Annotated in this window: 23 protein-coding genes; 3 read left to right on the top strand and 20 right to left on the bottom strand. The window is 66.7% G+C overall.

Annotation, left to right across the window (positions count from 1 at the left end; translation table 11 throughout):
* Positions 1 to 14 precede the first annotated feature (14 nt).
* The 10 genes from nuoI to BXA00_RS15410 all read right to left on the bottom strand — a co-directional run bounded on the left by nuoI (position 15) and on the right by BXA00_RS15410 (position 10,088).
* The gene (gene nuoI / locus BXA00_RS15455) at positions 15 to 503 is read right to left on the bottom strand and encodes an NADH-quinone oxidoreductase subunit NuoI (protein WP_008161196.1); all 489 of its coding nucleotides are present in this window, start codon (positions 501 to 503) and stop codon (positions 15 to 17) included.
* 21 nt (positions 504 to 524) lie between these two features.
* A complete protein-coding gene (gene nuoH, locus BXA00_RS15450) occupies positions 525 to 1,598 on the bottom strand; it encodes an NADH-quinone oxidoreductase subunit NuoH (protein WP_076519294.1) in 1,074 nt (357 codons plus the stop codon).
* Complete coding sequence (gene nuoG, locus BXA00_RS15445) at positions 1,598 to 3,925, bottom strand: NADH-quinone oxidoreductase subunit NuoG (protein WP_076519293.1); 2,328 nt, start codon at positions 3,923 to 3,925, stop codon at positions 1,598 to 1,600. Before nuoG ends, nuoH begins: the two co-directional genes overlap by 1 nt.
* A 15-nt stretch (positions 3,926 to 3,940) precedes the next feature.
* Positions 3,941 to 5,308: an NADH-quinone oxidoreductase subunit NuoF gene (gene nuoF / locus BXA00_RS15440; protein ID WP_076519292.1), complete on the bottom strand. Its 1,368-nt coding sequence runs from the start codon at positions 5,306 to 5,308 to the stop codon at positions 3,941 to 3,943.
* Positions 5,305 to 5,799: an NADH-quinone oxidoreductase subunit NuoE gene (gene nuoE / locus BXA00_RS15435; RefSeq protein ID WP_076519291.1), complete on the bottom strand. Its 495-nt coding sequence runs from the start codon at positions 5,797 to 5,799 to the stop codon at positions 5,305 to 5,307. Before nuoE ends, nuoF begins: the two co-directional genes overlap by 4 nt.
* 47 nt (positions 5,800 to 5,846) lie before the next feature.
* Entirely contained in the window at positions 5,847 to 7,103 is a 1,257-nt protein-coding gene (locus BXA00_RS15430; RefSeq protein ID WP_076519290.1) for an NADH-quinone oxidoreductase subunit D, read from the bottom strand.
* 3 nt (positions 7,104 to 7,106) lie between these two features.
* Entirely contained in the window at positions 7,107 to 7,733 is a 627-nt protein-coding gene (locus BXA00_RS15425; protein ID WP_076519289.1) for an NADH-quinone oxidoreductase subunit C, read from the bottom strand.
* A 78-nt stretch (positions 7,734 to 7,811) separates the two neighbouring features.
* Positions 7,812 to 8,288 (bottom strand): NADH-quinone oxidoreductase subunit B family protein, encoded by a 477-nt coding sequence (locus BXA00_RS15420; RefSeq protein ID WP_006217960.1) that lies wholly within the window; start codon positions 8,286 to 8,288, stop codon positions 7,812 to 7,814.
* 39 nt (positions 8,289 to 8,327) lie between these two features.
* Positions 8,328 to 8,687 carry an NADH-quinone oxidoreductase subunit A gene (locus BXA00_RS15415; protein WP_006217959.1) on the bottom strand — a complete coding sequence of 120 codons (360 nt, stop codon included), beginning with the start codon at positions 8,685 to 8,687 and terminating at the stop codon, positions 8,328 to 8,330.
* 291 nt (positions 8,688 to 8,978) lie between these two features.
* A complete protein-coding gene (locus BXA00_RS15410; protein ID WP_076519288.1) occupies positions 8,979 to 10,088 on the bottom strand; it encodes a porin in 1,110 nt (369 codons plus the stop codon).
* A gap of 456 nt (positions 10,089 to 10,544) precedes the next feature.
* On the opposite strand from BXA00_RS15410, the gene BXA00_RS15405 reads away from it, so the two are divergent.
* The 3 genes from BXA00_RS15405 to BXA00_RS15395 are packed head-to-tail and all read left to right on the top strand — an operon-like array spanning position 10,545 to position 12,030.
* Entirely contained in the window at positions 10,545 to 11,159 is a 615-nt protein-coding gene (locus tag BXA00_RS15405; RefSeq protein ID WP_076519287.1) for a TetR/AcrR family transcriptional regulator, read from the top strand.
* The gene (locus BXA00_RS15400) at positions 11,156 to 11,599 is read left to right on the top strand and encodes a PaaI family thioesterase (RefSeq protein WP_076519286.1); all 444 of its coding nucleotides are present in this window, start codon (positions 11,156 to 11,158) and stop codon (positions 11,597 to 11,599) included. Before BXA00_RS15405 ends, BXA00_RS15400 begins: the two co-directional genes overlap by 4 nt.
* Positions 11,596 to 12,030 (top strand): NAD(P)-binding domain-containing protein, encoded by a 435-nt coding sequence (locus BXA00_RS15395; RefSeq protein WP_076519285.1) that lies wholly within the window; start codon positions 11,596 to 11,598, stop codon positions 12,028 to 12,030. Before BXA00_RS15400 ends, BXA00_RS15395 begins: the two co-directional genes overlap by 4 nt.
* On the opposite strand, the gene BXA00_RS15390 is transcribed toward BXA00_RS15395, so the two are convergent.
* From BXA00_RS15390 to BXA00_RS15345, 10 genes are all read right to left on the bottom strand, one after another.
* On the bottom strand, positions 12,001 to 12,768 hold the full coding sequence (locus BXA00_RS15390; RefSeq protein ID WP_076519284.1) for a phosphatase PAP2 family protein: 768 nt from the start codon (positions 12,766 to 12,768) through the stop codon (positions 12,001 to 12,003). The genes BXA00_RS15395 and BXA00_RS15390 overlap by 30 nt on opposite strands.
* Positions 12,769 to 12,808: 40 nt before the next feature.
* On the bottom strand, positions 12,809 to 13,606 hold the full coding sequence (locus BXA00_RS15385; protein WP_076519283.1) for a metallophosphoesterase: 798 nt from the start codon (positions 13,604 to 13,606) through the stop codon (positions 12,809 to 12,811).
* The gene (locus BXA00_RS15380; RefSeq protein WP_076519282.1) at positions 13,603 to 14,577 is read right to left on the bottom strand and encodes a diacylglycerol kinase family protein; all 975 of its coding nucleotides are present in this window, start codon (positions 14,575 to 14,577) and stop codon (positions 13,603 to 13,605) included. The genes BXA00_RS15385 and BXA00_RS15380 overlap by 4 nt, the downstream gene beginning before the upstream one ends.
* A gap of 185 nt (positions 14,578 to 14,762) precedes the next feature.
* On the bottom strand, positions 14,763 to 16,562 hold the full coding sequence (locus BXA00_RS15375) for a gamma-glutamyltransferase family protein (RefSeq protein ID WP_076519281.1): 1,800 nt from the start codon (positions 16,560 to 16,562) through the stop codon (positions 14,763 to 14,765).
* Between the two features lie 86 nt (positions 16,563 to 16,648).
* Positions 16,649 to 18,145: an ABC transporter substrate-binding protein gene (locus BXA00_RS15370; protein WP_076519280.1), complete on the bottom strand. Its 1,497-nt coding sequence runs from the start codon at positions 18,143 to 18,145 to the stop codon at positions 16,649 to 16,651.
* A 218-nt stretch (positions 18,146 to 18,363) separates the two neighbouring features.
* Entirely contained in the window at positions 18,364 to 19,263 is a 900-nt protein-coding gene (locus BXA00_RS15365; RefSeq protein WP_076519279.1) for a LysR family transcriptional regulator, read from the bottom strand.
* On the bottom strand, positions 19,260 to 19,919 hold the full coding sequence (locus BXA00_RS15360; protein WP_076519278.1) for a metalloregulator ArsR/SmtB family transcription factor: 660 nt from the start codon (positions 19,917 to 19,919) through the stop codon (positions 19,260 to 19,262). The genes BXA00_RS15365 and BXA00_RS15360 overlap by 4 nt, the downstream gene beginning before the upstream one ends.
* Before the next feature lie 57 nt (positions 19,920 to 19,976).
* The gene (locus tag BXA00_RS15355; RefSeq protein ID WP_076519277.1) at positions 19,977 to 21,455 is read right to left on the bottom strand and encodes an efflux transporter outer membrane subunit; all 1,479 of its coding nucleotides are present in this window, start codon (positions 21,453 to 21,455) and stop codon (positions 19,977 to 19,979) included.
* 10 nt (positions 21,456 to 21,465) lie between these two features.
* Positions 21,466 to 24,576, bottom strand: coding sequence for a MexW/MexI family multidrug efflux RND transporter permease subunit (locus tag BXA00_RS15350; protein ID WP_076519276.1), 3,111 nt, complete (start codon positions 24,574 to 24,576; stop codon positions 21,466 to 21,468).
* Between the two features lie 15 nt (positions 24,577 to 24,591).
* The gene (locus tag BXA00_RS15345; RefSeq protein ID WP_076519275.1) at positions 24,592 to 25,734 is read right to left on the bottom strand and encodes an efflux RND transporter periplasmic adaptor subunit; all 1,143 of its coding nucleotides are present in this window, start codon (positions 25,732 to 25,734) and stop codon (positions 24,592 to 24,594) included.
* Positions 25,735 to 25,901: the final 167 nt, after the last annotated feature.

The following is a 25,901-nucleotide window of genomic DNA, read 5'->3' as shown; positions in this document are numbered from 1 at the left end:
TCGGACCCTGGGCTTCAGCGGTAAGGCGCGTCTTCGGCCCGGCGGCGGGCGATGTCGGCTTCGTAGCGGTCGCCCACGGCGAGCAGCATGTCTTTGGTGAAATACAGGTCGCCGCGCTTTTCGCCGTGGTATTCGTGGATATGGGTTTCCACGATGGAGTCCACGGGGCAGCTTTCCTCACAGAAGCCGCAGAAAATGCACTTGGTCAGGTCGATGTCGTAGCGCGTCGTGCGGCGGGTGCCGTCGTCACGCTGATCCGACTCGATCGTGATCGCCAGCGCCGGACACACGGCTTCGCACAGCTTGCACGCGATGCAGCGCTCTTCCCCATTGGGGTAGCGGCGCAGCGCGTGCAGGCCGCGGAAACGCGGCGACGCAGGGGTCTTTTCCTGGGGGTAGCGCAAGGTGACCTTGCGCTTGAAGAAATACTTGCCCGTCAGGCGCATGCCCTTGAGCAACTCGGTCAGCATCAGGCTGCCGAAGAAATCCTTGATCGCTTCCATATCGTGCCTCTGCTTGGCGGCTTAGCGCCAAATGTTCCAGGGCGTCTGCATCCAGATCGCCACCACGACCAGCCAGACGCCGGTCAGCGGGATGAAGATTTTCCAACCCAAACGCATGATCTGGTCGTAGCGGTAGCGCGGGAACGAGGCCCGGAACCACACGAACAACGAGACCACGACGAACGTCTTGAGACCCAGCCAGATCCAACCCGGAATCCAGGTCAGCGGCGCGATATCGATCGGGGAAGCCCAACCGCCCAGGAACATGATCGACGCCATGCACGACAGCAGGATCATGTTGGCGTATTCGCCCAGGAAGAACAGCGCGAACGCCATGCCCGAGTATTCGACCATGTGGCCGGCCACGATTTCGGATTCGCCTTCCACCACGTCGAACGGGTGGCGGTTGGTTTCCGCGACGGCCGAGATCACGTAGATCACGAACAGCGGCAACAGCGGCAGCCAGTTCCAGGACATGAACGTCAGGCCCTTCTCGGCAAACCAGCCGCGGTTCTGGACGTTCACGATCTCGGACATGTTCAGGCTGCCCGACACCAGCAGCACCGTCACCAGCACGAAGCCGATGGCCAGTTCATACGACAGCATCTGGGCCGAGGCGCGCAGCGCGCCCAGGAACGCGTACTTGGAGTTCGAGGCCCAGCCGGCGACGATCACGCCGTACACGCCGATGGACGTGATGGCCATGATGTACAGCAGGCCGGCGTTGACGTTGGCCAGCACGACGTCCGGGCCGAACGGCACGACCGCCCAGGCGGCCAGCGCGGGCATCAGCGTGACCACCGGGGCCACGATGAACAGCACCTTGTTGGCCTGGCTGGGAACGACGACTTCCTTGGTCAGCAGCTTGAACACGTCGGCGAAAGGCTGCAGCAGCCCCTTGAAACCGACGCGGTTCGGACCCATGCGCACGTGCATGGCGCCGATCATCTTGCGTTCCCAGTACGTCAGGTAGGCGACGCACAGGATGATGGGCACGGCAATGACCACGATCTTGATGAGGGTCCAGAGGACCATCCAGACCGTCGGGCCCAGCAATGCCTGACCGTGGCTTTCAAGAACATTGAGCCATTCCATCAGGCACGCTCCACGCTGATTTGACCAAATGCGCCACCCAGGGCAGCGGTAGTTTCGAAGGCTGCGGAAATGCGCACGGCGCGGTCGGCCACGGCATCATCCTGCACGGTTTCCAGTTCGACGGCGCCCTGCCCGCCCGACACGCGCACCTTGACGCCGGCCGTCAGGCCCAGGCTGGTGAGCGTGCGGCCGTTCATGGCGGCGGCGGGCTTCTTGGAAGCCGGCGAGGCCTGCAGCGGTTCCGAACGGCGCACCATGGCGTCGGTACGGTAGATCGGCACATCGGCGACGCGTTCCAGGCCGGTGAGCGCCTGGCCCAGGCCCAGCGGCGCCTTGATGTCGTTGGAAAGACGGCCTTCGATGCCACCGGCCAGCACGGCGTCGCGCACGGACTCGGAGGTCTCGTCGTCAAAGCCCGCCAGGTGCAGGACGTTGCCCAGCACGCGCAGGACTTTCCAGCCCGGACGGGTCTGGCCAAACGGCGTGACCGTGCCCTTGAAGCTCTGGGCAAGACCTTGCGCATTGACGAAGGTGCCGGAGGTTTCGGTGAACGGCGACACCGGCAGCATCACGTCGGCCCATTCGGCCGCGGCCGAACGGTAAGGCGTGAGCGCGACGGCGAACTGCGCGCCGCGCAGCGCGGCGATGGCCTGCTGGCCGTTGTCGGCGTCGAGCAGCGGCTCGGCGTGCAGGACCACGTAGGCCTTGAGCGGTTCGGCCAGCATGGCGGCGGCGGTCTTGCCGCCCTTGCCCGGGATGGCGCCGGCGAGGTAACCGCCGACCGTGTTGCCGCCCGAGGTCAGGAAGCCGAACTTGCCGCCTGCCAGGTCAGCCACGGCGCGGCCGTTGGCGGCCAGCGTGGTGGCCTGGGCGCTGGCGACGGCCAGGTTGCCCATCAGCACGGCGGTGTTGGCGCCCGACGCGAGGCTGGCGGCGATGAGCTTGGCGTTTTCGCCCGGCGTGACCGAGGCGAATTCGGCCGGCACGGCCTGCTCCTTGGCCTGGGCCAGCGCGACGGCCACTTCGGCCAGCGCGCGCGCCAGTTCGGACGGCGCGACGGTGATGCGCGCGGTCACGGGCAGCAGGGGATCGTCGGCGGCGCTGTCGACCATCAGGACCTGCGTGCCGCGCTTGGCGGCCTGGCGCAGGCGCTGGGCCATCAGGGGGTGATCCTTGCGCAGGAACGAGCCGACCACCAGGACGCGGTCCAGGTTGTCGAGTTCGGCGATGGGCATGCCCAGCCACGGCGCGCCAGTCAGCGCGGCGTCGAAGGCCGGATCGGTCTGGCGCAGGCGGAAGTCGATGTTCTCGGAACCCAGCGCGCGGACCAGGCGGCCCAGCAGCGCGTATTCCTCGGTGGTGGCGTACTCGGAGGCCAGCGCGCCGATCTGGCCGGCGCCGAAGCTGTCACGCACGCGCGACAGGCCCTGGGCCACGGCCTGCAGGGCATCGGCCCAGGAGGCTTCCTGCCACTTGCCATCGGCGCCCTTGATCATCGGGGCGGACAGGCGGTCTTCGCTGTTCAGGCCTTCATACGAGAAGCGGTCGCGGTCGCTGATCCAGCATTCGTTGACGGCTTCGTCTTCGAACGGCACCACGCGCATCACGCGGTCGCCCTTGACCTGGACCACCAGGTTGGCGCCCAGGCTGTCGTGCGGGCTGACCGAACGGCGGCGAGCCAGTTCCCAGGTGCGCGCGCTGTAGCGGAAGGGCTTGGAGGTCAGCGCGCCCACCGGACAGATGTCGATCATGTTGCCCGACAGTTCGGACTCGATCGAGCGGCCCACGAAGGTGGTGATCTCGGAGTGTTCGCCACGGCCCAGCATGCCCAGTTCCATGACGCCGGCGATTTCCTGGCCGAAGCGCACGCAGCGGGTGCAGTGGATGCAGCGGGACATTTCCTCGGCGGAAACGAGCGGGCCGAGGTCCTTGTGGAACACGACGCGCTTTTCTTCCTGGTAGCGCGACGAGGATCCGCCGTAGCCCACGGCCAGATCCTGCAGCTGGCATTCGCCGCCCTGATCGCAGATCGGGCAGTCGAGGGGGTGATTGATGAGCAAGAATTCCATCACCGACTTCTGAGCGGCGCGAGCCTTCTCCGAGCAGGTGTGGACGACCATGCCGTTGGTCACGGGCGTGGCGCAGGCGGGCAGCGCCTTGGGCGCCTTTTCCACTTCAACCAGGCACATCCGGCAGTTGGCCGCGATGGACAGTTTCTTGTGGTAGCAGAAATGCGGCACGTAAAGCCCGACTTTCTGGGCGGCATGCATGACCATGCTGCCTTCGGGCACTTCGACCTTGTTGCCGTCGACGGTTAGTTCAACCATTGCTGTTCCTGAGACCTACAGATATTGCGGGACCACACAAGACTTGTGCTCGATGTGGTGCGCGAATTCGTCGCGAAAATGCTTGAGGAAGCCACGGACGGGCATGGCGGCGGCGTCACCGAGGGCGCAGATGGTGCGGCCCATGATGTTCGCGGCCACGTTGTCCAGCAGCTCCAGATCTTCCGGACGGCCTTGACCGTTTTCGATGCGATGCACCATGCGGTAGAGCCAGCCGGTGCCTTCACGGCACGGCGTGCACTGGCCGCAGCTTTCTTCGAAATAGAAGTAAGACAGGCGCAGCAGCGACTTGACCATGCAGCGCGTCTCGTCCATGACGATGACGGCGCCCGAACCCAGCATCGAGCCGGCCTTGGCGATGGAGTCATAGTCCATCGTGCAAGCCATCATGATGTCGGCGGGCAGGACCGGGGCGCTGGAGCCGCCGGGGATGACGGCCTTGAGCTTCTTGCCGCCGCGCATGCCGCCCGCCAGTTCCAGCAGGGTCGAGAACGGGGTGCCCAGCGGGATCTCGTAGTTGCCGGGACGCTCGACGTCGCCGGTGATCGAGAACAGCTTGGTGCCGCCGTTGTTCGGCTTGCCGACTTCCAGGTAGGCCTGGCCGCCGTTGCGGATGATCCACGGCACGGCCGCGAACGTTTCCGTGTTGTTGATCGTGGTGGGCTTGCCGTACAGGCCGAAGCTGGCCGGGAACGGCGGCTTGAAGCGCGGCTGGCCCTTCTTGCCTTCCAGGGATTCCAGCAGCGCGGTTTCTTCGCCGCAGATGTAGGCGCCGTAGCCGTGGAACGCGTGGAGCTGGAAGCTGAAGTCCGAACCGAACAGGCGGTCGCCCAGGAAGCCGGCGGCGCGCGCTTCTTCCAGGGCTTCCTCGAAGCGCTCGTAGACTTCGAAGATTTCGCCGTGGATGTAGTTGTAGCCGACGCTGATGCCCATGGCGTAGGCGGCGATGGCCATGCCTTCAATCACGATGTGCGGATTGAAACGCAGGATGTCGCGGTCCTTGAACGTGCCGGGCTCGCCTTCGTCGGAGTTGCAGACCAGATACTTCTGGCCGGGGAAGGCGCGCGGCATGAAGCTCCACTTCAGGCCGGTCGGAAAGCCCGCGCCGCCGCGGCCGCGCAGGCCGGAGGCCTTGACTTCGGCGATCACGTCTTCCGGCTTCATGCCGGTGGTGAGGATCTTCTTCAGGGCTTCGTAGCCGCCGCGCTTGACGTAGTCTTCCAGGCGCCAGTTGGCGCCGTCGACGTCGGCCATGATCTGCGGCTGGATGTGCCGGCCGTGCAGGCACATGGAATTGGACAGGTCGTTCAGGGGGTTGGGATCCAGCCCTTGCGCGAACTGCTTGTACAGGTCTGGCGCGTTCATGCCGACTCTCCTTGCACCTTGAGGGCCGCGACCAGCGCGTCCAGCTTCTCGTCGGTCATGCGCACGCACATATGCTTGTTGTTCACGATCAGCACGGGGGAATCGCCGCAGGCGCCCATGCATTCGCCTTCGACCAGGGTGAACTGGCCGTCAGCGGTCGTCTCGCGGTAGTCGACGCCCAGCTTGCGCTTGAGGTATTCGCCGGCGCGGTCGCCGTCGCGCAAGGCACAGGGCAGGTTCGTGCAGACGGCGATCTTGTTCTTGCCGACGGGCTTGACGTCGAACATGTTGTAGAAGGTGGCGACTTCCTGGACCGCGATGGGCGGAACGCCAATGTACTTGGCCACGTCTTCGATGATTTCGGTAGCCAACCAGCCCTTCTCTTCTTGCGCGATGGCAAGCGAGGCCATGATGGCGGACTGCCGCTGGTCGGCCGGGAACTTGGCCAGTTCACGGTCGATTTTCTGGTAGGCCTGTTCGGAAAGCAGCATAGTTTGAATCCGGGTTATGCGGGCGTGCTCGTGACTGTCTGGACGGATCAGCGATCGATCTCGCCGAAAACGATGTCCTGCGTGCCAATGATGGTGACGGCGTCGGCGATCATGTGGCCGCGCGACATTTCATCCAGCGATTGCAGGTGGACGAAGCCAGGCGCCCGAATCTTCAGGCGGTAAGGCTTGTTGGCGCCGTCGGACACCAGGTAGATGCCGAATTCGCCCTTCGGATGCTCGACCGAGGCGTACGCCTCGCCCGGAGGCACGTGGAAACCTTCGGTGAAGAGCTTGAAGTGATGGATCAGCTCTTCCATGTTGGTCTTCATGGCGGTGCGCGACGGCGGGGCGATCTTGTGGTTCTCGATCATGACCGGGCCGGGATTGTTGCGCAGCCATTCCACGCACTGGCGGATGATGCGGTTGCTCTGGCGCATCTCGGCGACGCGGACCAGATAGCGGTCGTAGCAATCGCCGTTGACGCCGACGGGGATGTCGAAATCGAGCAGATCGTAGACTTCGTAGGGCTGCATCTTGCGCAGGTCCCAGGCCACGCCCGAACCGCGCAGCATCGGGCCGGTGAAGCCCAGCGCCTTGGCGCGCTCGGGATCGACCACGCCGATGCCGACCAGGCGCTGCTTCCAGATGCGGTTGTCGGTGAGCAGCGTTTCGTATTCGTCGACGCAGGCCGGGAAGCGGTTGGTGAAGTCTTCGATGAAGTCCAGCAGCGAGCCCGAACGCGCGTCGTTCATGGCGCGCATTTCCTTGTCGCCGCGGTACTTGCTGGTGTCGCCGTATTGCGGCATCGAATCCGGCAGGTCGCGGTAGACGCCGCCCGGACGGTAGTAGGCCGCGTGCATGCGCGCGCCCGAGACCGCTTCGTAGCAGTCCATCAGGTCTTCGCGCTCGCGGAAGGCGTACAGGAACACCGCCATCGCGCCCACGTCCAGGGCGTGCGAGCCCAGGGACATCAGGTGGTTCAGGAGGCGCGTGATTTCGTCGAACATCACGCGGATGTACTGCGCACGCAGCGGCGCCTCGATGCCCAGCAGCTTCTCGATGGCCATGACGTAGGCGTGCTCATTGCACATCATGGACACGTAGTCCAGGCGGTCCATGTAGGGCAGCGCCTGGATGTAGGTCTTGTGTTCGGCCAGCTTTTCGGTGGCACGGTGCAGCAGGCCGATGTGCGGGTCGGCGCGCTGGATGACTTCGCCGTCGAGTTCAAGCACCAGGCGCAGCACGCCGTGCGCGGCCGGGTGTTGAGGACCGAAGTTCAGGGTGTAGTTCTTGATGTCTGCCATGATTCAACGCCCCATGCCGTAGGTGTCTTCGCGCACCACGCGCGGGGTGATCTCGCGCGGATCGATCGTGACCGGCTGGTAGATGACGCGCCGTTGTTCGGGGTCGTAGCGCATTTCGACGGTGCCCGACAGCGGGAAGTCCTTGCGGAAAGGATGGCCGATGAAGCCGTAGTCCGTGAGGATGCGGCGCAGGTCGGGGTGGCCTTCGAAGACGATGCCGTACAGGTCGAAGGCTTCGCGCTCGAACCAGCCCACGGCCGGCCAGCATTCCATCAGCGAGGCGACCATCGGGAATTCGTCGTCAGGCGCCCACGTACGCACGCGCAGGCGCCAGTTGTTCTCGATGGAGAGCAGGTGCGCCACGACGGCATAACGCGAACGGTGGACCCGGACGTTGGCTTCCTCGGGAAGCTGGCGCGTGCCGTTGCCCCAGGTCAGGTAGTCGACGCCGCAGAGGTCGATACAGGTTTCAAAGCGCAGGCCGGCTTCGGTGCGCAGCTTGTTGCAGACGGAGAACCACTGCTCCGCGGGCACTTCGAGCGTCAGCTCGCCCAGCGCCTCGGTCAGCGCGATGTCCGCGCCGAGGGTGGTCTGCAAATTGTTTTTCAGGGATTCGAGCCTGGTCATCATCTTGTACGCTTAGGTGAACCGATACGCTGGCTTCGCGGGGTCCGAGGCGGCGGGGCCTGCCGTCGAACCCGTGAAGCATCAGCGCGCAATCGTGTTGGTCAGGCGGATCTTGTTCTGCATCTGCAGCAAGCCGTAGACCAGCGCCTCGGCCGTGGGCGGGCAGCCCGGCACGTAGACGTCTACCGGTACGATGCGATCGCAGCCACGGACCACCGAATACGAGTAGTGGTAGTAGCCGCCGCCATTGGCACAGGAGCCCATGGAAACCACCCAGCGCGGCTCGGGCATCTGGTCGTAGACCTTGCGCAGCGCGGGCGCCATCTTGTTGCACAACGTGCCGGCCACGATCATGAGATCGGACTGACGCGGACTGGGCCGGAAGATGATGCCGAATTGGTCCAGGTCATAGCGGGCCGCGCCCGCGTGCATCATCTCAACCGCGCAACAGGCCAGACCGAAGGTCATGGGCCACATCGAACCGGTCTTCGCCCAGTTCAGGAACTTGTCGGCGCTGGTTGTGATGAAGCCTTGCTTGAGAATGCCGTCTATAGCCATATTCGTCTCTGATAGCGTGCTGTGAAATGAACCCGGAGGTCACTCCCAGTCCAGCGCGCCCTTTTTCCATTCGTAGATGAAGCCGACGGTCAACACGGCGAGGAAAACCATGACCGTCCAGAAACCGACGAGCCCGACAGTGCCCTGGGCAATGGCCCACGGGAACAGGAACGCGATTTCCAGGTCGAAAAGAATGAACAGGATCGCCACGAGGTAGTAGCGCACGTCAAACTTCATGCGAGCATCTTCAAACGCTTCGAAGCCGCACTCGTAAGGCGAGAGCTTCTCAGCGTAAGGACGCCGCGGGCCAAGGAGGGAGCCGGCCGTTAGAAGCGCGAACCCGATAAGGGTGGCCACTACGATAAACAGCAGGACGGGAAAATACTGTTGCAGGTTCATTCAGGCGTCCGTCAAATGCGCAAACCTTAGGATTGTAGCATTCGCGCGGTTACTTCCGGCTGAACTCTGTAGCTTGAATAGCAGGCGAAAGACTGCATTCCTCAAATGGAACAATCGCAGCTTTCACAAGCACTTGTGAAGGATACACGGCTTGAAAGACAAGTCGCCGCAGTATGCCCGAATTCAACCATCAGGCGAAAAAAAACCACCCCAACGGGTGGTTCATGCGAACGGGCCGAAGCCCGTTCGCGTCAGCTTTAAATCCAGGCAGGGCTTGCGCCCTGCATTGGATTAGAAGCGGTGACGGACACCGACGCCGACGGCGGTCGACTTGATGTCTTCCACGAAGGCGTAGTTCTTGGCGTACGAACCGTAAGCGTACAGGTTGGTGCGCTTGGACAGGTCGTAGGTGTAGCCCAGCGAGAAGACGTTCATCGTCTCAGCACCGTTGATACGGTCGTTGCTGGGGTCAACCATTTGCCACGAACCGAACAGCTTGCTTGCGCCGCCGATCGGGGCGGACAGGCCGACCATGTACGAGTTGGCCTTGAAGCCATCGGCGAAGATGTTGGTGCCGATGCTCAGGGAGCCCGTGCCGGTGTTCACGCCTTGGCCAGCGAACCAGCCGTCGGTGGTGCGAGCGTAGGCCAGGGCCAGCTTCACGACTTCGAAGTCATACGAAGCGCCGATCGCGTACATACGCGGGGTGGCGTCGGTGGCTTCCGTCGGCAGACGGTTCGAAGCGTTCAGTTGGTCGTACGACAGAGCGACATTCAGCGGGCCGTTGACGTAGCGCAGACCGGTCGTGATGGCGCGGGTGTTGTCGGCAGTCTTCCAGCCGGTTTGGGCGGTGTTGTTGTCGTCAGCGTTGAACGAGTAACCAACGCCAAACTGGAAGCCGCTGAACGACGGGGTCTGATACATGACCATGTTGTCGTAGCGTTGCGTGTTGGCAGCGCTCATCGAAACGCCGATGTTGGCTTGACCGAAGCCAGCGCCGAACGGGTCGATGGAACCGAAGTACTTCGACGCGATGTTGGTTTGACGGCCGAAGTCCAGTTGGCCCCAGCTGTCGCTGGCCAGACCGACGGTGGCTTGGCGACCGAACAGACGGCCACCTTGAGCCGACTTGCCGTTACCCGAATCAAAGCCGGATTCCAGTTGGAAAACAGCGCGCAGGCCGTCACCCAGATCTTCCGAACCACGCAGACCCCAGCGCGAACCGTTTTGGACGCCGTTGATCATGCCGAAGCGGCTGCCGTTAACGGCATCGGGACCACCGCTGATCTTGTTGTAGCCGAGGCCCGTGTCGATGATGCCGTACAGGGTGACAGACGTTTCTGCCTGGGCGACACCGGCGAAACCGGCGAGCAGGGCGGCAGCGAGCAGAGTCTTTTTCATTTAAGAAATCTCCGTTGATTTGAGTGACAAGAGCAGCAATCCAGCAAACCAGCCTGCCGCCCCCCTAACTCCGCGAAGGGAAGTTGACGCTATTGCATCAAAAATCAGGGGGACTGGCTACGGTCGGCATCAGAAAAGTGCAGGTTTGCGACAGGCATGTTGGGAAGTTGCAACATCCCGCTGATGCTGGCGGAGCAACGCTAGGGCTTACCCTTATCGAACAGCCCGAGCGCGCAACCATGCGACTTTCGGCCCTGCCCCCAATTTTCCGGGCAATTCCAAAACCCATTCGTCAAGCGACTTTCTTCACGGTTCCCGCTGCCGTCCGAGGGAAATCGGAGGCGGCCGGGATGACTCCGGCACTGAAGACCATCGTAATCACAAGCGGGGCGAATAACGTTGTTATTAATAAAAATCGTCGATATTATCGATGGCATCGAATCGAGCCCGACCGACATGTCCATCCCCTCCCCGCGCGCCGAACGCAACGAACGCCTGAGTGCGCTGCGCAGGCAGATCATCCTGGACGCCGCCTTGCGGGTCTTCGAGCGCGATGGGCTGGAAAAGACCACGATCCGCGCGATCGCCAAGGAGGCCGGCTGCACGACGGGCGCCATTTACCCCTGGTTCGCGGGCAAGGAAGCGATCTATGGGGAACTGCTGGATGGGTCGTTGCAGCGGTTGCACGCGCACCTGGAGCGGGCCGCCGCCGCGCATGAGGACACGACGGCCGCGCGCGGCGCGATCCTCGCGTTCTTCGGCTATTACGCGGAACGGCGCACGGACTTTTCGCTGGGAATGTATCTGGTCCAGGGGCTGGGCCCGCGCGGACTGGGCCGGGACATGGACGAGAAACTCAATGCCCGGCTGCGGCAATGCATCGATCTGCTCGGGCATGCGCTGGCGCGCACGAAGGCCTGGGAGGCGGAAGCCGTGCAAACCGAGCAGATGAACGTCTTTACGTATCTGATGGGGCTGTTGCTGCTGCTGCACACCCGACGCCTCAAGTCCCTGGGCCAGCAGGCCGAACCGCTGCTGGACAACTATTGCCACGCCCTGGAACGACGATGACCGCAACCGCCCTGCCCCCCGACACCCGTGCGCCGCTGATCAGCCTGGCCGACTTTCATGTACTGCTGGCCGAACAGCATCCGTTCTCGATGCTGCTGGGCATCGACGTCCTCCATATCGGGCGCGGCACGGCGCACGCGGTCCTTCCCGCGCGCGACGCGCACCAGCGGCTGGGAGGCATCGTCGCCGGGCCCATGCTGATGGGACTTGCCGACCTGGCCATGTATGCGGCCGTGGTGGGCGCGACCGGCCAGGCCCACGCCGTCACGGCCAGCCTGACCATCAATTTCCTGCGCAAGAGTCCGGCAGGCGCCATCCATGCCCATGCCCGCCTGCTGAAGGTGGGCCGGCTGTCCGCGGGGGAAGTCGTGCTGACGGGCGATGGCTCGGATGAGCCGCTTGCCCATATCGTGAGCACGTGGTCGGTGCCCAAGCCATGAGCCGGCGCGTCAGCATCGTCGGCATGGGCAGCATCGGCACGCGGGCGGCGCGGCAGTTGCTGGCCGCCGATCCCGACATTGCGTTGACGCTCTACGATGTCGAAGCGGCGCGCTGCGAGGCGTTCCGCGGCAACGCAACGCTGGCGACGTCGGCGCGCGAGGCGCTGGCGGAGTCGGACACCATCGTGCTGGCCCTGCCCCGGGAGCGCGAGATCGACCGCACCCTGGAGCGGTTCAGCGACGGCCAGGTGACGGCGCCCATCGCTGGCAAGCTGATCATCGATCTGGACCCGCCGCCCGACGACCGGATGCGGCAACTCGACCGGGCCATCGCCCGCGCGGGCGGGCGCTACACGTGCGCGCCGTTGCCGACCGATGGCGTCGACCGGGCCGGGTCGTGCCTACTGGACGCGCTGAACCGCCGCCCCTGACATGTGCAGCCGTTCGCAGGCCGCCACGCATAGCACCAGCCACCCCAGGCTCACCGCCAGCCCGGCGACCACATCGCTCGCAAAATGCACCTGCAGCAGGATGCGGCTCAGGCCGATCGCCACGATGAGCGCGGTCATGCCGGCCACGCAGGGCATGCGCCAGGCGGGCGGAGCCAGGCGCCACATCAGGTAGCAGGCCGTCCCGTACACGGCCATGGCGGCCGAGGAATGACCGCTGGGGAAACTCCAGCCGCTTGCCATCGCGTAGCCGTGGTCGTGTTCCGGCCGAACGCGTTCGAAGGTGTGCTTGAGCAGCCAGTTGAGCGCCCCGCCCAGGCCGGTTGTGATGGCGCAAAAGAGCGCAAGCTGCCACATCCCGCGCCAGAGCAGGCCCAGCGTCATCAGCACGCTGAACACCGTGAGCAGGTTGCGGTCGCCCAGATAGGTGATCCAGGACAGCAGCCACAGCATCGACGTGGACATGGACATGCTCAGCGCGTCGGCCAGCGCGCTGTCGAAGGCGACGATCGTCCCGCGGCTGTCGACGGCCACGGCCAACGCCAGAAACGTCCCGAACGCTGCCAGGGCCGTGGCGGCGAAGAGCGCGGTGCGGCCGCCGGCGGACAGCCGGCCGTGCCAGCGCATGAACAGCAGCGACGCGGCGCCGGCCACGAGCGGCAGCGCGACAAACAATTGGAGGGCATGGGCCGCGGCCCATGCCGCATAGACATCGGTCATGAGTACGCCATCAAATTGAAAAAATGCGCGAAGTGCGCGCTTACTGCACCAGCGTGACCAGCGTTTTGTCGACAGGTGCGAAGGCGCTTGCGCCGGCCGCATAGTCCCACCGCTCGACGTGGCAGACCTGCTGGCCGTCTTCGACCGACCGGGTGATCAGGCCCACCGAATTGGGCACGCTGCCCCGGACACGCTGCGAACAGGCAGTGCCGGCCTGGACGATCCAGCCCGCCGGCCCCGACGATGCCGTCAGCGGCAACACGTAGGGCAAGTGTATGTGACCGCCCAGCACGAGGTCGACACCGGCCTGCGCCCACGCGGCGAGCGCGCGCTCGCGGCCGATCAGGAGATTGGACAGGTCCGATTCCACCTTGGCCCGCACGGGATGGTGCGCCACGACGATGCGCAACTGCCCGGGACGGGCCTGGCGCAGCCGCTGGGCGACGCGGGCGATCTGGGCGTCGGAGATTTCGCCGTCCTTGTGGCGCCTGGGCCGCGTGGTGTTCACGCCGATGGCCAGCACGCCGGGGCTTTCGAACACGGGTTCGAGGATCGGGCCCAGCGCGCGCTTGTAATTGCCGTAGGGGTTGAGCACCCGCGCGAAGACGTTGAACAGCGGGATGTCATGATTGCCGGGCACCGCCAGCACGGGCAGTGACAGGCGTTCGATGAATCGGCGCGCGGCGGCGAACTGGGCGCGTCGGGCGCGCTGGGTAATGTCGCCGCTCAGCACGACCAGGTCCGGCGACACCTGCCGGGCCACGTCCAGCACGGCCTCGACGACCGCCTTGCGCTCAGTGCCGAAATGCGTGTCTGACAGATGCAGGATCCGCGTCATGAGCGGTCCAGGTACTCGGCGTCCGTCGGCACCACCAGGGGCAGGCGATCGTCCGCCACCTTGAATTCGAGCGGCGTGTCCATCCAGGAGATCTCGCCGTCCATCGCGACCTTGACCCGCCGGCGGCCGCGCACGCGCACCGTCATTGTGTCGAAGGCGAAACTGATGACATGCTCGGCCTCGCCCAGCCGGCTGAGCAGGCCGCGCAGCAACAGGCCGTACAGGGCAAGCGTGCCCACGGGGCGCGCGGCCATGGCGACCAGCCGATTGCGGTCGAGCTCTTCGTTGTCGATGCCGACGTGCTCGAGCTGCAGCTTGTTGTTGCCCACCACGAGCGTTGGCGACCGCAGGCTGCGCGCCTTGCCCTCGAACTCGAGCTGCAGGCTGAGCTGGCGCGGTTCGCGCATCAGCGTGACCAGGCCCGACCACAGGGCGACCCAGCGCCTGCGGCCGTAGCGTTGCTTGTAGGCTTCGCGGTCTTCGAGCAGTTGCGGATACAGGCCGAGGCTGGCGTTGACGAGGAACGGCCGGCCGTTGAGCAGGCCGACCTGCACCGGCTGGATGCGGCCTTTCAGAAAGCCGCGCAGGGCGACTTCGGTCTCTTGCGAGATGCCGTAGGTGCGGCCGAAATAGTTGAAGGTGCCCTGCGGCAGGATGCCGAAGGGCACGCCCTGCCCCAGGACCGTGGCCGCGACGGCGTTGAGCGTGCCGTCGCCGCCCGCGGCGATGACGACGCCCTGCTCGTCCTGCGCGCGTTTGACCGCCTGCCGCGCGACGTCAGTCAGGCGCGACGGATCGTCCACCGACATCAGGTCGTATCGCCGCCCGGCCTCGTCGAGGATGCGCCGGATGGTGTCCTGCAGGACCTGCGCGTCGCCGCGCCCCGATCCGGTGTTGAGGACGATGAAAAGAGGTTCTGTTCCCGTGAGGGGTCGAGCCGCTGTAGCCAGGCTCTGCTCGGATGGCGTCATTCCACAAACATACCCTATGCGGGTAAGCCGCCGCAAGACGCCAAAAGATCCCAAAAGATCCGGAAAGACGCCACAAAACGCCACAAGACACTACAAGACGCCTCAAGTCCCGATGAATCGCCGGGCGCCGCCATGGGCCGACGTGGGCCTTCGTGAGCCGCCGTCAGCCGTCGAGAACCGCCGCTTCAGCGCCCGACCGCGTAGGCCTGCATCAGGCGCGGCGTGGCCGCCGCGTGCAGCAGGCCGTCGGGATCGCGCGAGGCCGCGGTCAGCCGTCCCACCGACCATTCCGGCACTTCCTCGATCTGGTGCCCGCGGCGGCGCAGCGCCTCGATCACCTCGGCGCCGAAGCTGGCCTCCAGCGCCAGGTGCCCCGGCTTGCGGTCACGGGGATAGAAGGACGTGGGGAAATGCATGGTGTGCGACATGGGCAGGTCGATGGCTTCCTGCAGGTTCAGGCCATGGTGCACGTGACGCAGGAAGAACAGCAACTGCCACTGCTCCTGCTGGTCGCCGCCCGGCGTGCCGAACGCCAGGTAAGGCACGCCGTCGCGCAGCGCCAGCGACGGGGTCAGCGTGGTGCGCGGACGCTTGCCCGGCGCCAGCGTGCCCGGCAAGCCCTCTTCCAGCCAGAACATCTGGGCGCGGGTGTTCAGGCCGAACCCAAGCGCCGGAATGACGGGCGAGGACTGGAACCAGCCGCCCGAAGGCGTCGCCGAGATCATGTTGCCCCAACGGTCGATGACGTCCACATGCGTGGTGTCGCCGCGCTTGGCCGAGGCGCGCATGTCGGCGAGCGTCGGCTCGTTCGTAGCGCTGCCCGGCGCGGTCACGGGCGACAGGCGTTCGAGCGTGTCCATGACGCGGGCCACCTGGGCCTCGAAGCCGGGCACCCGGCCCGGCAGCAGGTCGCGCGATGCGGTCTCGCCGATCAGCTTGCGGCGTTCGGCGCTGTAGGCATCCGAAAGCAGATGGTCCAGCGGCACGTCGATGAAGGCCGGATCGCCGTAATAGGCTTCGCGGTCCGCAAAGGCGAGCTTCATGGCCTCGGTGACGCGGTGGATGAACTCGGCGCTGGTGGGGCTGACGCCAGCCAGGTCCATATCCTTCAGGATGGCCAGCGTCTGCAGGAACACGGGGCCCTGGCTCCAGGCGCCCGCCTTGGCGACCGTGTAGCCGTGGTAGTCGTAGGTGAGCGGCGTGTCGTAGCTGGCGGACCAGCCGGCCAGGTCGTCGGCCGTGATGACGCCGCGGTGGGTCGTGCCGCTTTCGTCCATGACGTCGGTGTTGCGGGCGAAACGGTCGATTTCTTCGGCGATGAAGCCGCGGTAGAACGCGTCGCGCGCGGCCTCGATCTGGCGTTCACGGTCGGCGCCGGCCGCTTCGGCCGCTTGCAGCACGCGGGTCCAGGTGCGGGCGAGCGCCGGGTTGCGGAACAGCTTGCGGGCCTGCGGCACCTGGCCGCCCGGCACGTACACCTGGGCGGTCGTGGGCCAGTGCGTCTGGAAGAAGTCCTTCAGGCCGGCGATGGTGTTGGAGATGCGCGGCATCAGGGCGTGGCCGTGCTCGGCATAGTAGATGGCGGGTTCTAGCACGTCGCGCACGCGCATCGTGCCGTGGTCGCGCAGCAGCAGCATCCAGGCGTCGAAGGCGCCCGGGATCACGGTGGCCAGCAGGCCGTTGCCGGGAATGAGCTTGAGGCCTTCGGCGCGGTAGCGCTCGAGCGTGGCGGCGGCGGGCGTCGTGCCCTGCCCGCACAGCACCTCGACCTTGCGGGTGCGCGCGGAATAGAAGACGGCCGGCACTTCGCCGGCCGGCCCCACGAGGTGGGGTTCGACGACCTGCAGCACGAACGCCGAGGCGACGCAGGCATCGAACGCATTGCCGCCGCGCTCCAGCAGCGACATGCCGGCCGAGCTGGCCAGCCAATGGGTGGACGTCACGACACCGAAGGTGCCGAGGATTTCCGGGCGAGTCGTAAACATGGTGGGTCCTGTTGTGGGCGGGTGGGTGTCAGACACCTGCAATGTGCGCCGCGCGTGAAGAGGCCCGCATCTGCGGGCCTGGGGCTTTACTTCCTGGATACGCCCTTGAGGCGGATCAGGCCGTCGGGATAGGGCACAAACCCTTCCACCTTGCTCTGCACGCCGAACGTCCAGGGCAGGTAGAACAGATAGATGATGGGACGCTGGTCCTGCATCGCGGTCAGCACCTGGTCGTACATGGCGCGGCGCTTGGCGGTGTCGGCCTCGGCGCGGGCGTCGTTGAGCAGCTTGTCGATGCCGGCGTCGCAGAACTTGCCGTCGTTCAGGTTGCCCTTGCAGCTCAGGTATTGGTGGATATTGCCGCTGGGATCGACGCGGCCGGACCAGCCGTTCTGGCCGACCTGGAAGTCGCCGCGCGCCAGCGAGGATTGCAGCGAGGCGAATTCGACGGGACGCAGGGTGATGTCGAAGCCCGCTTCGGCGCCCATGGCCTGCACCAGTTCAAAGACCTGCTGCATCGTGGTGTTGTTGCCGAAGGTGATCTCGACCTTGACGCGGTCGTAGCCGGCTTCCTTCAGCAGGGCCTGCGCCTTTTTGGGATCGCGGCCCGCGCGGTCGAACGACTTGTTGTAGGCGAAGCTGGCCGGCGGAAACGGCTGGTACGCCGGCTGGAACATGCCTTCGCCGATCACCTGGTTCAGCACGTCGCGGTCGATGGCCAGATCCAGCGCCTGGCGGACGCGCTTGTCCTTGGCGAGCGGATGGTCGGCGCGCGCGCCGTTGGCGATGTTCACCGAGATGGACTGGAAGCCCAGGCCGGTCACCGGCGCCAGACGCAGGCTGGGATCGTCCTTGACGGCCTTGGTGTCGCTGGGCGCCACGCGCTCGATGATGTCCAGGTCGCCCGCGCGCAGGTTGTTCAGGCGCACGGTGTTGTCCGGAATCGGCGTGTAGACGAGGCGGTCAAAGTGGTAATTGGCCGCGTCCCAGTACTTGGGGAATTTCTCGAGCACGATGCGGTCGTTCTGCACGCGCTCCTTGAACTGGTACGGACCCGAGCACACGGGCTTGCCGCCGGGATCCTTGTCGAAGCTGTCGGGCGAAATCATCATGCCGGCGCGGTCGGACAGTTGGGACAGCAGGGAAGCGTCCGGCTCCGACAGGTTCAGCACCACGGTCTGGTCATCCGGCGCGTCCACGCTGGCGACGGTGGCCAGCTCGCTCTTGCGGTTGCTGTCCGGCAGCGTGCGGGCACGGTCCAGGTTGGCCTTGACGGCGGCGGCGTTGACGGGCGTGCCGTCATGGAAGACGGCATCCGTGCGCAGCTTGAAGGTCAGCGTCTTTTTGTCCGGGCCGACGGTCCAGGACTGCGCGAGCTGGGGCACGAACTTCAGGTCGGGGGTGATGTCGACCAGCTTGTCGCACAGCGACGCGAACACGATGCGGCCGACAAACGTGCGGGCGCGGGCCGGATCCAGCACGTCCGGGTCGTCCTGCAGCCCGATACGCAAGGTGGACTGGGCCTGCGCCAATCCGGTGGCCAGCATTCCCGCCATGGCCATGGCGAGGCAGAGTTTACGCATGAATGATCTCCATCGGTTCCGACAGGGCTGCCGCTTCGTGCGCCGGCGCACCGCCTGGCGGGAAGGACAGACCCCGGGGTCGTGCCGCGTCGCCGGGTCCATCCCCCGCTGCGCACGTTGTTGTTGGATTCTGCGCCAGGCGCGCGGCGATTGTATAGACCGGCGTGGGCGCGCCGCCCACTATACGCCCGTGGCGGCCGCCTTGCGGACGCCCGGATTCAGGGGATCCGGCAGGGGGCCGAAAAATCGGCGGAGGCGGCGACCGTGCCGCGCAGCATGGCGACCAGCGGCCGGGCGTCGTCGCGCCGGTATTGGAACGCGTAGGGCAAGGCGGCCAGCTCGGGCTCGCCGTGCAGGACGCGCAGGCTGCCTTCGGCCTGCAGCGTGTCGGCCCAATGGCTGGGCAGCAGCCCCACGCCGGTCCCTTCGATCAGCAGGCCGACGATGGCGCCCCAGTTGTTGCAGCAGAGGCGCTCGCCCGCGGCTTCTCGTCCGCCCAGCCAGTCGTCGATGATGCGCGTGGTGCCCGCGCCTTCCGGCAAGGTCACGAGCGGCAGCCGGGCCAGCAAGGCCATCGTCATGCGGGTGTCGCCGGGTTGCAGCACCGAGGGCGCCGCCGCCCAGGAAAAGCGCGCCTCGCCGATGGGCGACGAAGCGATGCCCGCCCGGGACGAGCGCCCGGCGATCACGGCGAAGTCCAGTTCGCCGTCCGCCACGCGCTGCTCCAGCACCTGCCCGATGTCGACATAGGGTTCCAGCACCAGCTCCGGATAGGCGGCGCGCACGGCGCCGATGAGGCGCGGCAGCCAGGTCAGCGCGGTCAGTTCGCCCACGCCGAAACGGCACCGGCCGCGCAGGCCCGGCGTCTCGGCCATGGAGGCGCGGAGCTGGTCGGCGGCGGCCAGCAGGCTGCGGGCCTGCGGCACCAGCCGCTGGCCCGCGTCGGTGAGTACGGCCTTGTGGCCGCTGCGGTCGAACAGCGGCTGGCCCAGCGCGTCTTCCAGTTCGGTGAGCCGTTTGGAGAGCGAGGACACCGACAGATGCAGCCGTTCAGCAGCCACGGCAAAACTGGCGCAGGTGGCGGCCCAGTAGAAGGCTTCGAGCTGCTTGAGGGTCATGGCCGTTCGCTGACGCGGTAGGCGCAGCGCCGCGCCCCCGCCAGGATGTGCTCTTCGCGCTCGACCCGCACGCCCTCGCCCAGCACCTTGCGAAACAGCTCCAGCTCGCTGCGGCAAAAGCCCATACAGGCCTTGGCGGCCGAACAGATGGGGCAATGGTTTTCGATGAAGATGAAATCGGCGCCGTCCTGGCGCAGTTCGGCCATGTAGCCTTCCGCGCACCGCACGCCGACCAGGCGCTCGAGCCGCGCCTTCAGGCCGGGCGCGTCCTGCATCGCCTGGCGGTAGCTGCTGAACATGGCGCTTTCGCGCACCTGCACGAGCTTGTCGATGCCTTCCTCGCCGAACACCTGGCGCACGGCGGCGATCATCTGCACCGTCATTTCGGCATGGGTGTCCGGGAAGCGGCCGTGGCCGGCCTCGGTCAGGAACCAGATCTGGGTGGGCCGGCCGCGGCCCGCGCTGCGGCTTTCGGCGTCGACCAGCCCGTCCGCGTGCAGCCGCGTCATCTGCTGGCGCACCGCCTCGGCCGTCACGTCCATCGCCCGCGCGATGACCGCGATGGATTGCGGCCCGCGCGTCTTCAGGGTCATGAGCACGCGGTCCGCGGGCTGGTGCGGCATCGCGGCGGCCGGGTGGGACAGGCTGTCAGACATGAGGGGGTTCGATGCTCCGGAAGAAGTGCCTATGGTGCCACGGACGGCGGACCTGGGTCAGCCGGGGCCGGCCCCCGTCCCCGATGCCGGCGATGGCGCCGATACCGCCGACGCCGGCTGCGGCGCCTGCCAGCCGCCGCCCAGCGCCTTGACCAGCGCGACCAGGCGCGTATAGGACTCGGTCTCGGCGACGGCCACGGCGTCCTGGGCGCGCAAAAGCGTACGCTGCGCGTCCAGGACGGTCAAATACGGGGCGCTGCCCTCGCGGTAGCGCAGCCGCGCCAGTTCGGCGGCCCGCCCGCTGTGCGCGGCGGCCTGCGCCAGGCTGCCCAGGCGCTGCTGCGTCTGGCCGAACTCCGCCAGCGCGGATTCCACTTCCTGCACCGCCCGCAGCACCGTCTGTTCGTAGCGCGCCGCCTCGCCGTCCAGACGCGCCTCGGCCCCGCGCTTGCGGGCGAAGGCCGTCGGCAGATGGAAGGCTGGCCAGTTGGCGCTGGCCGCCACGCTGAATCCGCGGCTGGCCGCCGAACCGAAGTCCGCCCCGCGCAGCGCGACAAAGCCCAGGAAGCCGCCCAGGTCGATGCGCGGGTAGAGGTCGGCCGTCGCGACGCCCACGTCGGCGTTCGCGGCGGCCAGATTGCGTTCGGCGGCCAGCACGTCCGGGCGCCGCGACAGCAAGGTGCCCACGTCGCCGATGGGAAGCCGCGCCGTCAGGGGCGCAAGCGGCCCGGCCGCTTCCAGCGCTCCCAGTTCGACGGGGCGCAGGCCCACCAGTACCGCGATCCGGTAGCGCGCCAGCCGCCGCGCCGTCTCCTGCACCGGCACGCTGGCCTGCACGGTTTCCAGTTCGGCCCGCGCGCTGGCCAGATCGCCCTCGTCGCCGCGGCCGGCCGACACCAGGGCCTGGGTCACGCGCAGGCTGTCCTGCTGGCTGACCAGGTTGGCGCGCGCCACCGCCAGCCGCTGCTCGGCGCCGCGCAGCTCGAAGTAGTTGCGCGCCACTTCGGCCGCGACGACGATGCGGGCCTGCGCCAGATCGGCGGCCTGCGCCTCGCTGCGGGCGGCGGCGCCCTCGGCGGCGCGGCGCAGCCTGCCAAAGAGGTCCAGCTCCCAGGCAGCATCGAAGCCCGCGCGGTAGCTCTCGGCCAGATTGCGCTCGCCGGCCGCGCCAGGGTTGGCCTGCGACAGGCTGCGTTCGTAGCCGCCGCCCAGCGTCACGACGGGCAGCTTGTCCAGTTCCTTTTCGTCCAGGGCCGCGCGCGATTCGGCAAGGCGCGCCTGCGCGATGCGGATGTCGTGGTTGCGCGCCAGCGCCAGGTCGATCAGGCGGTCGAGTTGCGGATCCTGCAATTGCTTCCACCAGTCGCGCTGGAGCTGGTCGGTGGGAAACAGCGCCTGCTCCGGACTGGCCAGAACGACGGGCGCCGGGTGCGGCGGCCGGTAATCGGGGCCGACCGCGCAGCCGGCGGCGGCCAGGGCCGCCAGCAGCACGATGGCGCCGCGGCGCAGCCGGGGGGAGAGATGAAGCGTGTCCATGATCGATTCCTCAGTGCCAGGCGGCCGCGCCCGTGGCGCGCCCGTCCTCGGCGTCGGCCTGCGCCAGTTCGCGGGCGCGCGGCGTGTCGTGGGCCGCCCGGTGGTCGCGGGCGAAAACGGTGTAGACGGTGGGCAGCACGAACAGCGTGAAGAGCGTGCCCACCAGCAGGCCCACCACGATGACCAGGCCCAGGCTGTAGCGGCTGTTCGCGCCCGCGCCGGTGGCGAACAGCAAGGGGATCAGGCCCATGACCATGGCGGCCGTGGTCATCAGGATGGGCCGCAGGCGGATGCGTGCGGCCTGCTCCATCGCCGCGCGCCGGTCCAGGCCATGGCTGACCTGCATTTCATTGGCGAATTCCACCATCAGGATCCCGTGCTTGCTGATCAGCCCGATCAGCGTCACCAGGCCGATCTGCGTGTAGATGTTCACCGTGGCCATGCCCAGCGCCAGGGGAATCAACGCGCCGCAGATGGACATGGGCACGCTCACCAGGATGATGAACGGATCGCGCAGGCTCTCGTACTGGGCGGCCAGCACCAGGTAGATGACGATGATGGCGAAGATGAAGGTGATCATCAGGGCCGAGCCTTCCTGCGAGAACTGGCGCGCATCGGACTGCCAGTCATAGCTGAAGCCCGCGGGCAGCGCCTGGGCCTGCTGCGTCAGGAACTGCACGGCGTCGCCCATGGTGACGCCCGGCATGGGTATGGCCTGGAACGTCGCGGCGTTCAACTGGTTGAACTGCGTGAGCTTGTTGGGCTCCACGCCCATCGAGACCGACACCAGGTTGGACAGCGGCACCTGCGCGCCCGTGGCGCTCTTGACGTGGTACTGCGCCAGCGCCTGCGGCGAGATGCGCTGCTCGGGGGAACTTTGCGGAATGACGTCATAGGAACGTCCGTCCATGCCGAAGCGGTTGACGTAGTTCTCGCCCACCAGCACCGCCAGCGTGTCGCCGATGGCCTTCATGGTGACGCCCAGGCTGTTGGCCTTGGCGCGGTCCACTTTCAACTGCACGACGGGGTTGTTGTAGTCCAGGTCGCTGTCCACCACCATGAACAGGCCGCTTTCGCGCGCGGCCCGCTTCAGGCCTTCCATGGCCTCGTAGACCACGGCGTAGTCGGAGGCGCTCATCAGCACCATCTGCACCGGCAGCCCGCCGGTGGACCCCGGCAGCGACGGCAACTGGAAGGCGAAGATGTTGCTGCCCTCGATCTGGTTCGCCATGGATTGCATGTCGGCCTGGATCTCGTCGGCCGAGCGCGTGCGGTCCTGCCAGTCCACGAAGTCCACGCCGCCGATGCTGTTGGAGACGCCGTCGGAGCCGTTGATCAGCCAGCGCCCCTTTTGCTCGGGCAGCGTCTTCATGACGTCGTCCCACTTCCTGCCGAATTTTTCGACATAGTCGATGTTGGCCTGCTGCGGCGACTTGATGGCGGTAAGGACCGTGGACTGGTCCTCGACCGGCGCCAGTTCCTGCTGCGCGGCGTTGTACAGGAATGGCAGGCTGGCCAGCACCGCCACCGCCAGCACGCCGGTGACCCAGCGATGATGCAGCGACACGTCCAGCACGCGCCCGTAGGCGTCACCCAGGCGTCCGAAGAAGTGTTCCGCCTTGCGGGCCATCCAACCGTCGGCGACCCGGCCGTTCAGGAGGAACGAGCTCATCACCGGCGACAGCGTCAGCGCGATCACGCCGGACACGACCACCGCCCCCGCCAGCGTGAACGCGAACTCCTTGAAGAGCGAGCCGGTCAGCCCGCCCATCAGCCCGATCGGGGCGTAGACCGCCGCGAGCGTGATGGTCATGGCGATCACCGGGCCCGCCACTTCGCGGGCGCCGATGAGCGCGGCGCGCACGGGCGACTTGCCCTCCTCGATGTGGCGGTGCACGTTCTCGACCACGACGATGGCGTCATCCACCACCAGCCCGATCGCCAGCACCATGGCAAGCAGGGTCAGCAGGTTCACGCTGAAGCCAAAGAGCGCCATGATGGCCGCGCCGCCCAGCATGGACAGCGGGATGGTCACCACCGGGATCAGCACGGCGCGCAAGGATCCCAGGCACAGGAAGATCACCGCCACCACGATGACGATGGCTTCGAGCAGCGTTTGCGTCACCCCGTCGATGGACGCGCTGATGAAGCGCGCCAGCTCGAACGGCACCTGCACGCTGGTGCCCGGCGGCAGGTTTTGCTTGATATTGGGCAGCAGTTCGTTCAGGCGCTTCACGATGACCAGCGGATTGCCGACCGGCGTGGCGTTCAGGCCGAAATACACGGCGGGCTCGCCGTCCATGAGACCGCTGGAATCGGTGGAGGCGGCGCCCAGTTCCACGGTGGCCACGTCGCCCAGCCGGACGATGGCGTCGCCTTCGCGCTTGACCACCATGTCGCGGAATTCGGCCACACTGACCAGGTCGGTGTTGACCTGGATGTTGGACACCACGTACAGGCCCTTGGCCTGGCCCGGCGCCGCCTGCACGTTGTTCTCGCGCAGCGCCTCGGCCAGTTCCCCGGCGGAGATGCCGCGCGCCGCCATGCGGTTGGGGTCCAGCCATACGCGCATTGCCAGCTTCTGGCCGCCGTACAGCTCGACGCTGGCCACGCCGTCGATGGACGACAACTGCGGCTGCACCACGCGCGACAGGTAATCGGTCAGCGCGGCCAGCGACAGGTCGGTGCTGGAAAAGCCCACGTAGGCGACGGCGGTCGCCTCGCCAGCGGACTTGACCAGGACGGGGTCGTAGACATCCTGCGGCAGCCGGTACTTGACTTCGTTGACCTTGGCCATCACCTCGGTCATGGCCTTGTTGGAATCGGCGTTCAGCTTCATCCGCACGGTGATCACGCTGCGGCCCTGGGTGGACGACGAGGACAGGTAATCGATGCCTTCGACCGTGGCCACGGACTGCGCAATGGGCTGTGTGACGAAGCCCTGCATCAGATCGGGCGAGGCGCCCGGATACTGGGTGGTGATGGTGATGGTGGTGCTTTCGGTCAGGGGATACTGCCTGACCGGCAGCCCGCTCAAGGCCTTGATGCCCAGCAGCAGGATCAGCGTGCTGACTACCAGCGCCAGCACGGGGCGGCGCACGAACAGATCGGTGAACTTCATGTCTGCCTCCGGGCCTTACCGCGCCTGCGCCACGGCCTGGCGGGGCGCATCCAGCGCCACGGTGTCGCCGGGCAGGATCTCGACGGCGGCGCCGTTGTGCAGCCGCAGTTGTCCAGAGGTCACGACACGGTCGCCCGCGCTCAGCCCCTCGGTCACCACCACGCGGCCGCGCAGGCGCTCGCCCGTTTTCACGTAGGTCTGCCTGACGGTCGGGGTCGGGGCCGGGGTCGGGGCCGCGCCGGCTTCGGGCGGCGTCACGACATAGACGGAATCGCCGTAGGCGCTGTAGCTCACGGCCGTCTCGGGCACGGTGATGACGCCGGGCCGGTCGGGCAGGCTGATCCGGCCATGCGCGTACATCCCGGCCGACAGCGCGCCGTCGGGATTGGCCAGTTGGGCCTGAACGCGGACGGTGCGCGTGCCCGGGTCTACCTGGGGCTCCACGGTCGTGACCTTGCCCGGGAACTCGCGCCCGGCGTGCGCGTCCACCGTCACCGTCACGGGCTGGCCGACGCGCAGCGCGCCCAGCGCCTGTTCGGGCAGCGTAAGGTTGGCGTACATGGAGGCGCCGTCGGTCAGCGACACCAGCGGGTCGCCGGCGCGCGCAAACTGCCCCAGGTTCACGCGGCGCACGCCCAGCACGCCGTCGAACGGCGCCTTGATGCGCTTCTGGTCGATCAGCGCCTGCACGCGCCGCACGTCGGCGGCGGCCTGCTCGTAGTCGGCCTGCGCCTGGTCGAGCTGCTCGCGCGTGGCGGCCTGCAGCGGCGCCAACCGGCGCGTGCGATCCAGCAAGGCCCGCGCGTTGCGCGCCTGCGCCTGCAGCCGCGCCAGTTCGCCCTGCTCGGGCGCGTCGTTCAATTGGACCAGCAACTGCCCTGCCTTGACCGCTTCGCCCGGCGTGAACAGTATCTGGGCCACGCGCCCGTCGACTTCGGCCGCCACCAGCACCTGGCGCGTCGCCTCCAGCGAGCCGATGCCGCTCAACACCACCGGGAAATCCGCCTGCACCGCCGTGGCCACGGCCACCTTGGCCGGCGCCATCGTCCACCCGCCCCCCGGCGCCGCGCCGCTGGACTTCCAGTAAAGCGCCCCGCCGGCCAATGCCGCCGCCAACGCCAGGGCGCCCGCCGCCCATGCCCCTGCTTTCGCCTTCATGTGTACGCTCACTTTATTTAAACAAGAATTTGCTTGGATAATCCACGATTCGGGGATTTTCGTCAAAGCGGATGAAGCAATGGCGCGGATAGGGCCGGGCTATGGGCGAAAAAAAGCCACGCGGTCGGCGTGGCAGGGTCGGGGTAGGCGGGGAAGCGAGGCCGGGC

This window comes from Achromobacter sp. MFA1 R4, from assembly GCF_900156745.1.
Taxonomy (GTDB): Bacteria; Pseudomonadota; Gammaproteobacteria; order Burkholderiales; family Burkholderiaceae_B; genus Achromobacter.
The sequence above is the reverse complement of the archived record's forward strand: the minus strand, read 5'-3'. Positions and strand labels throughout refer to the sequence as shown.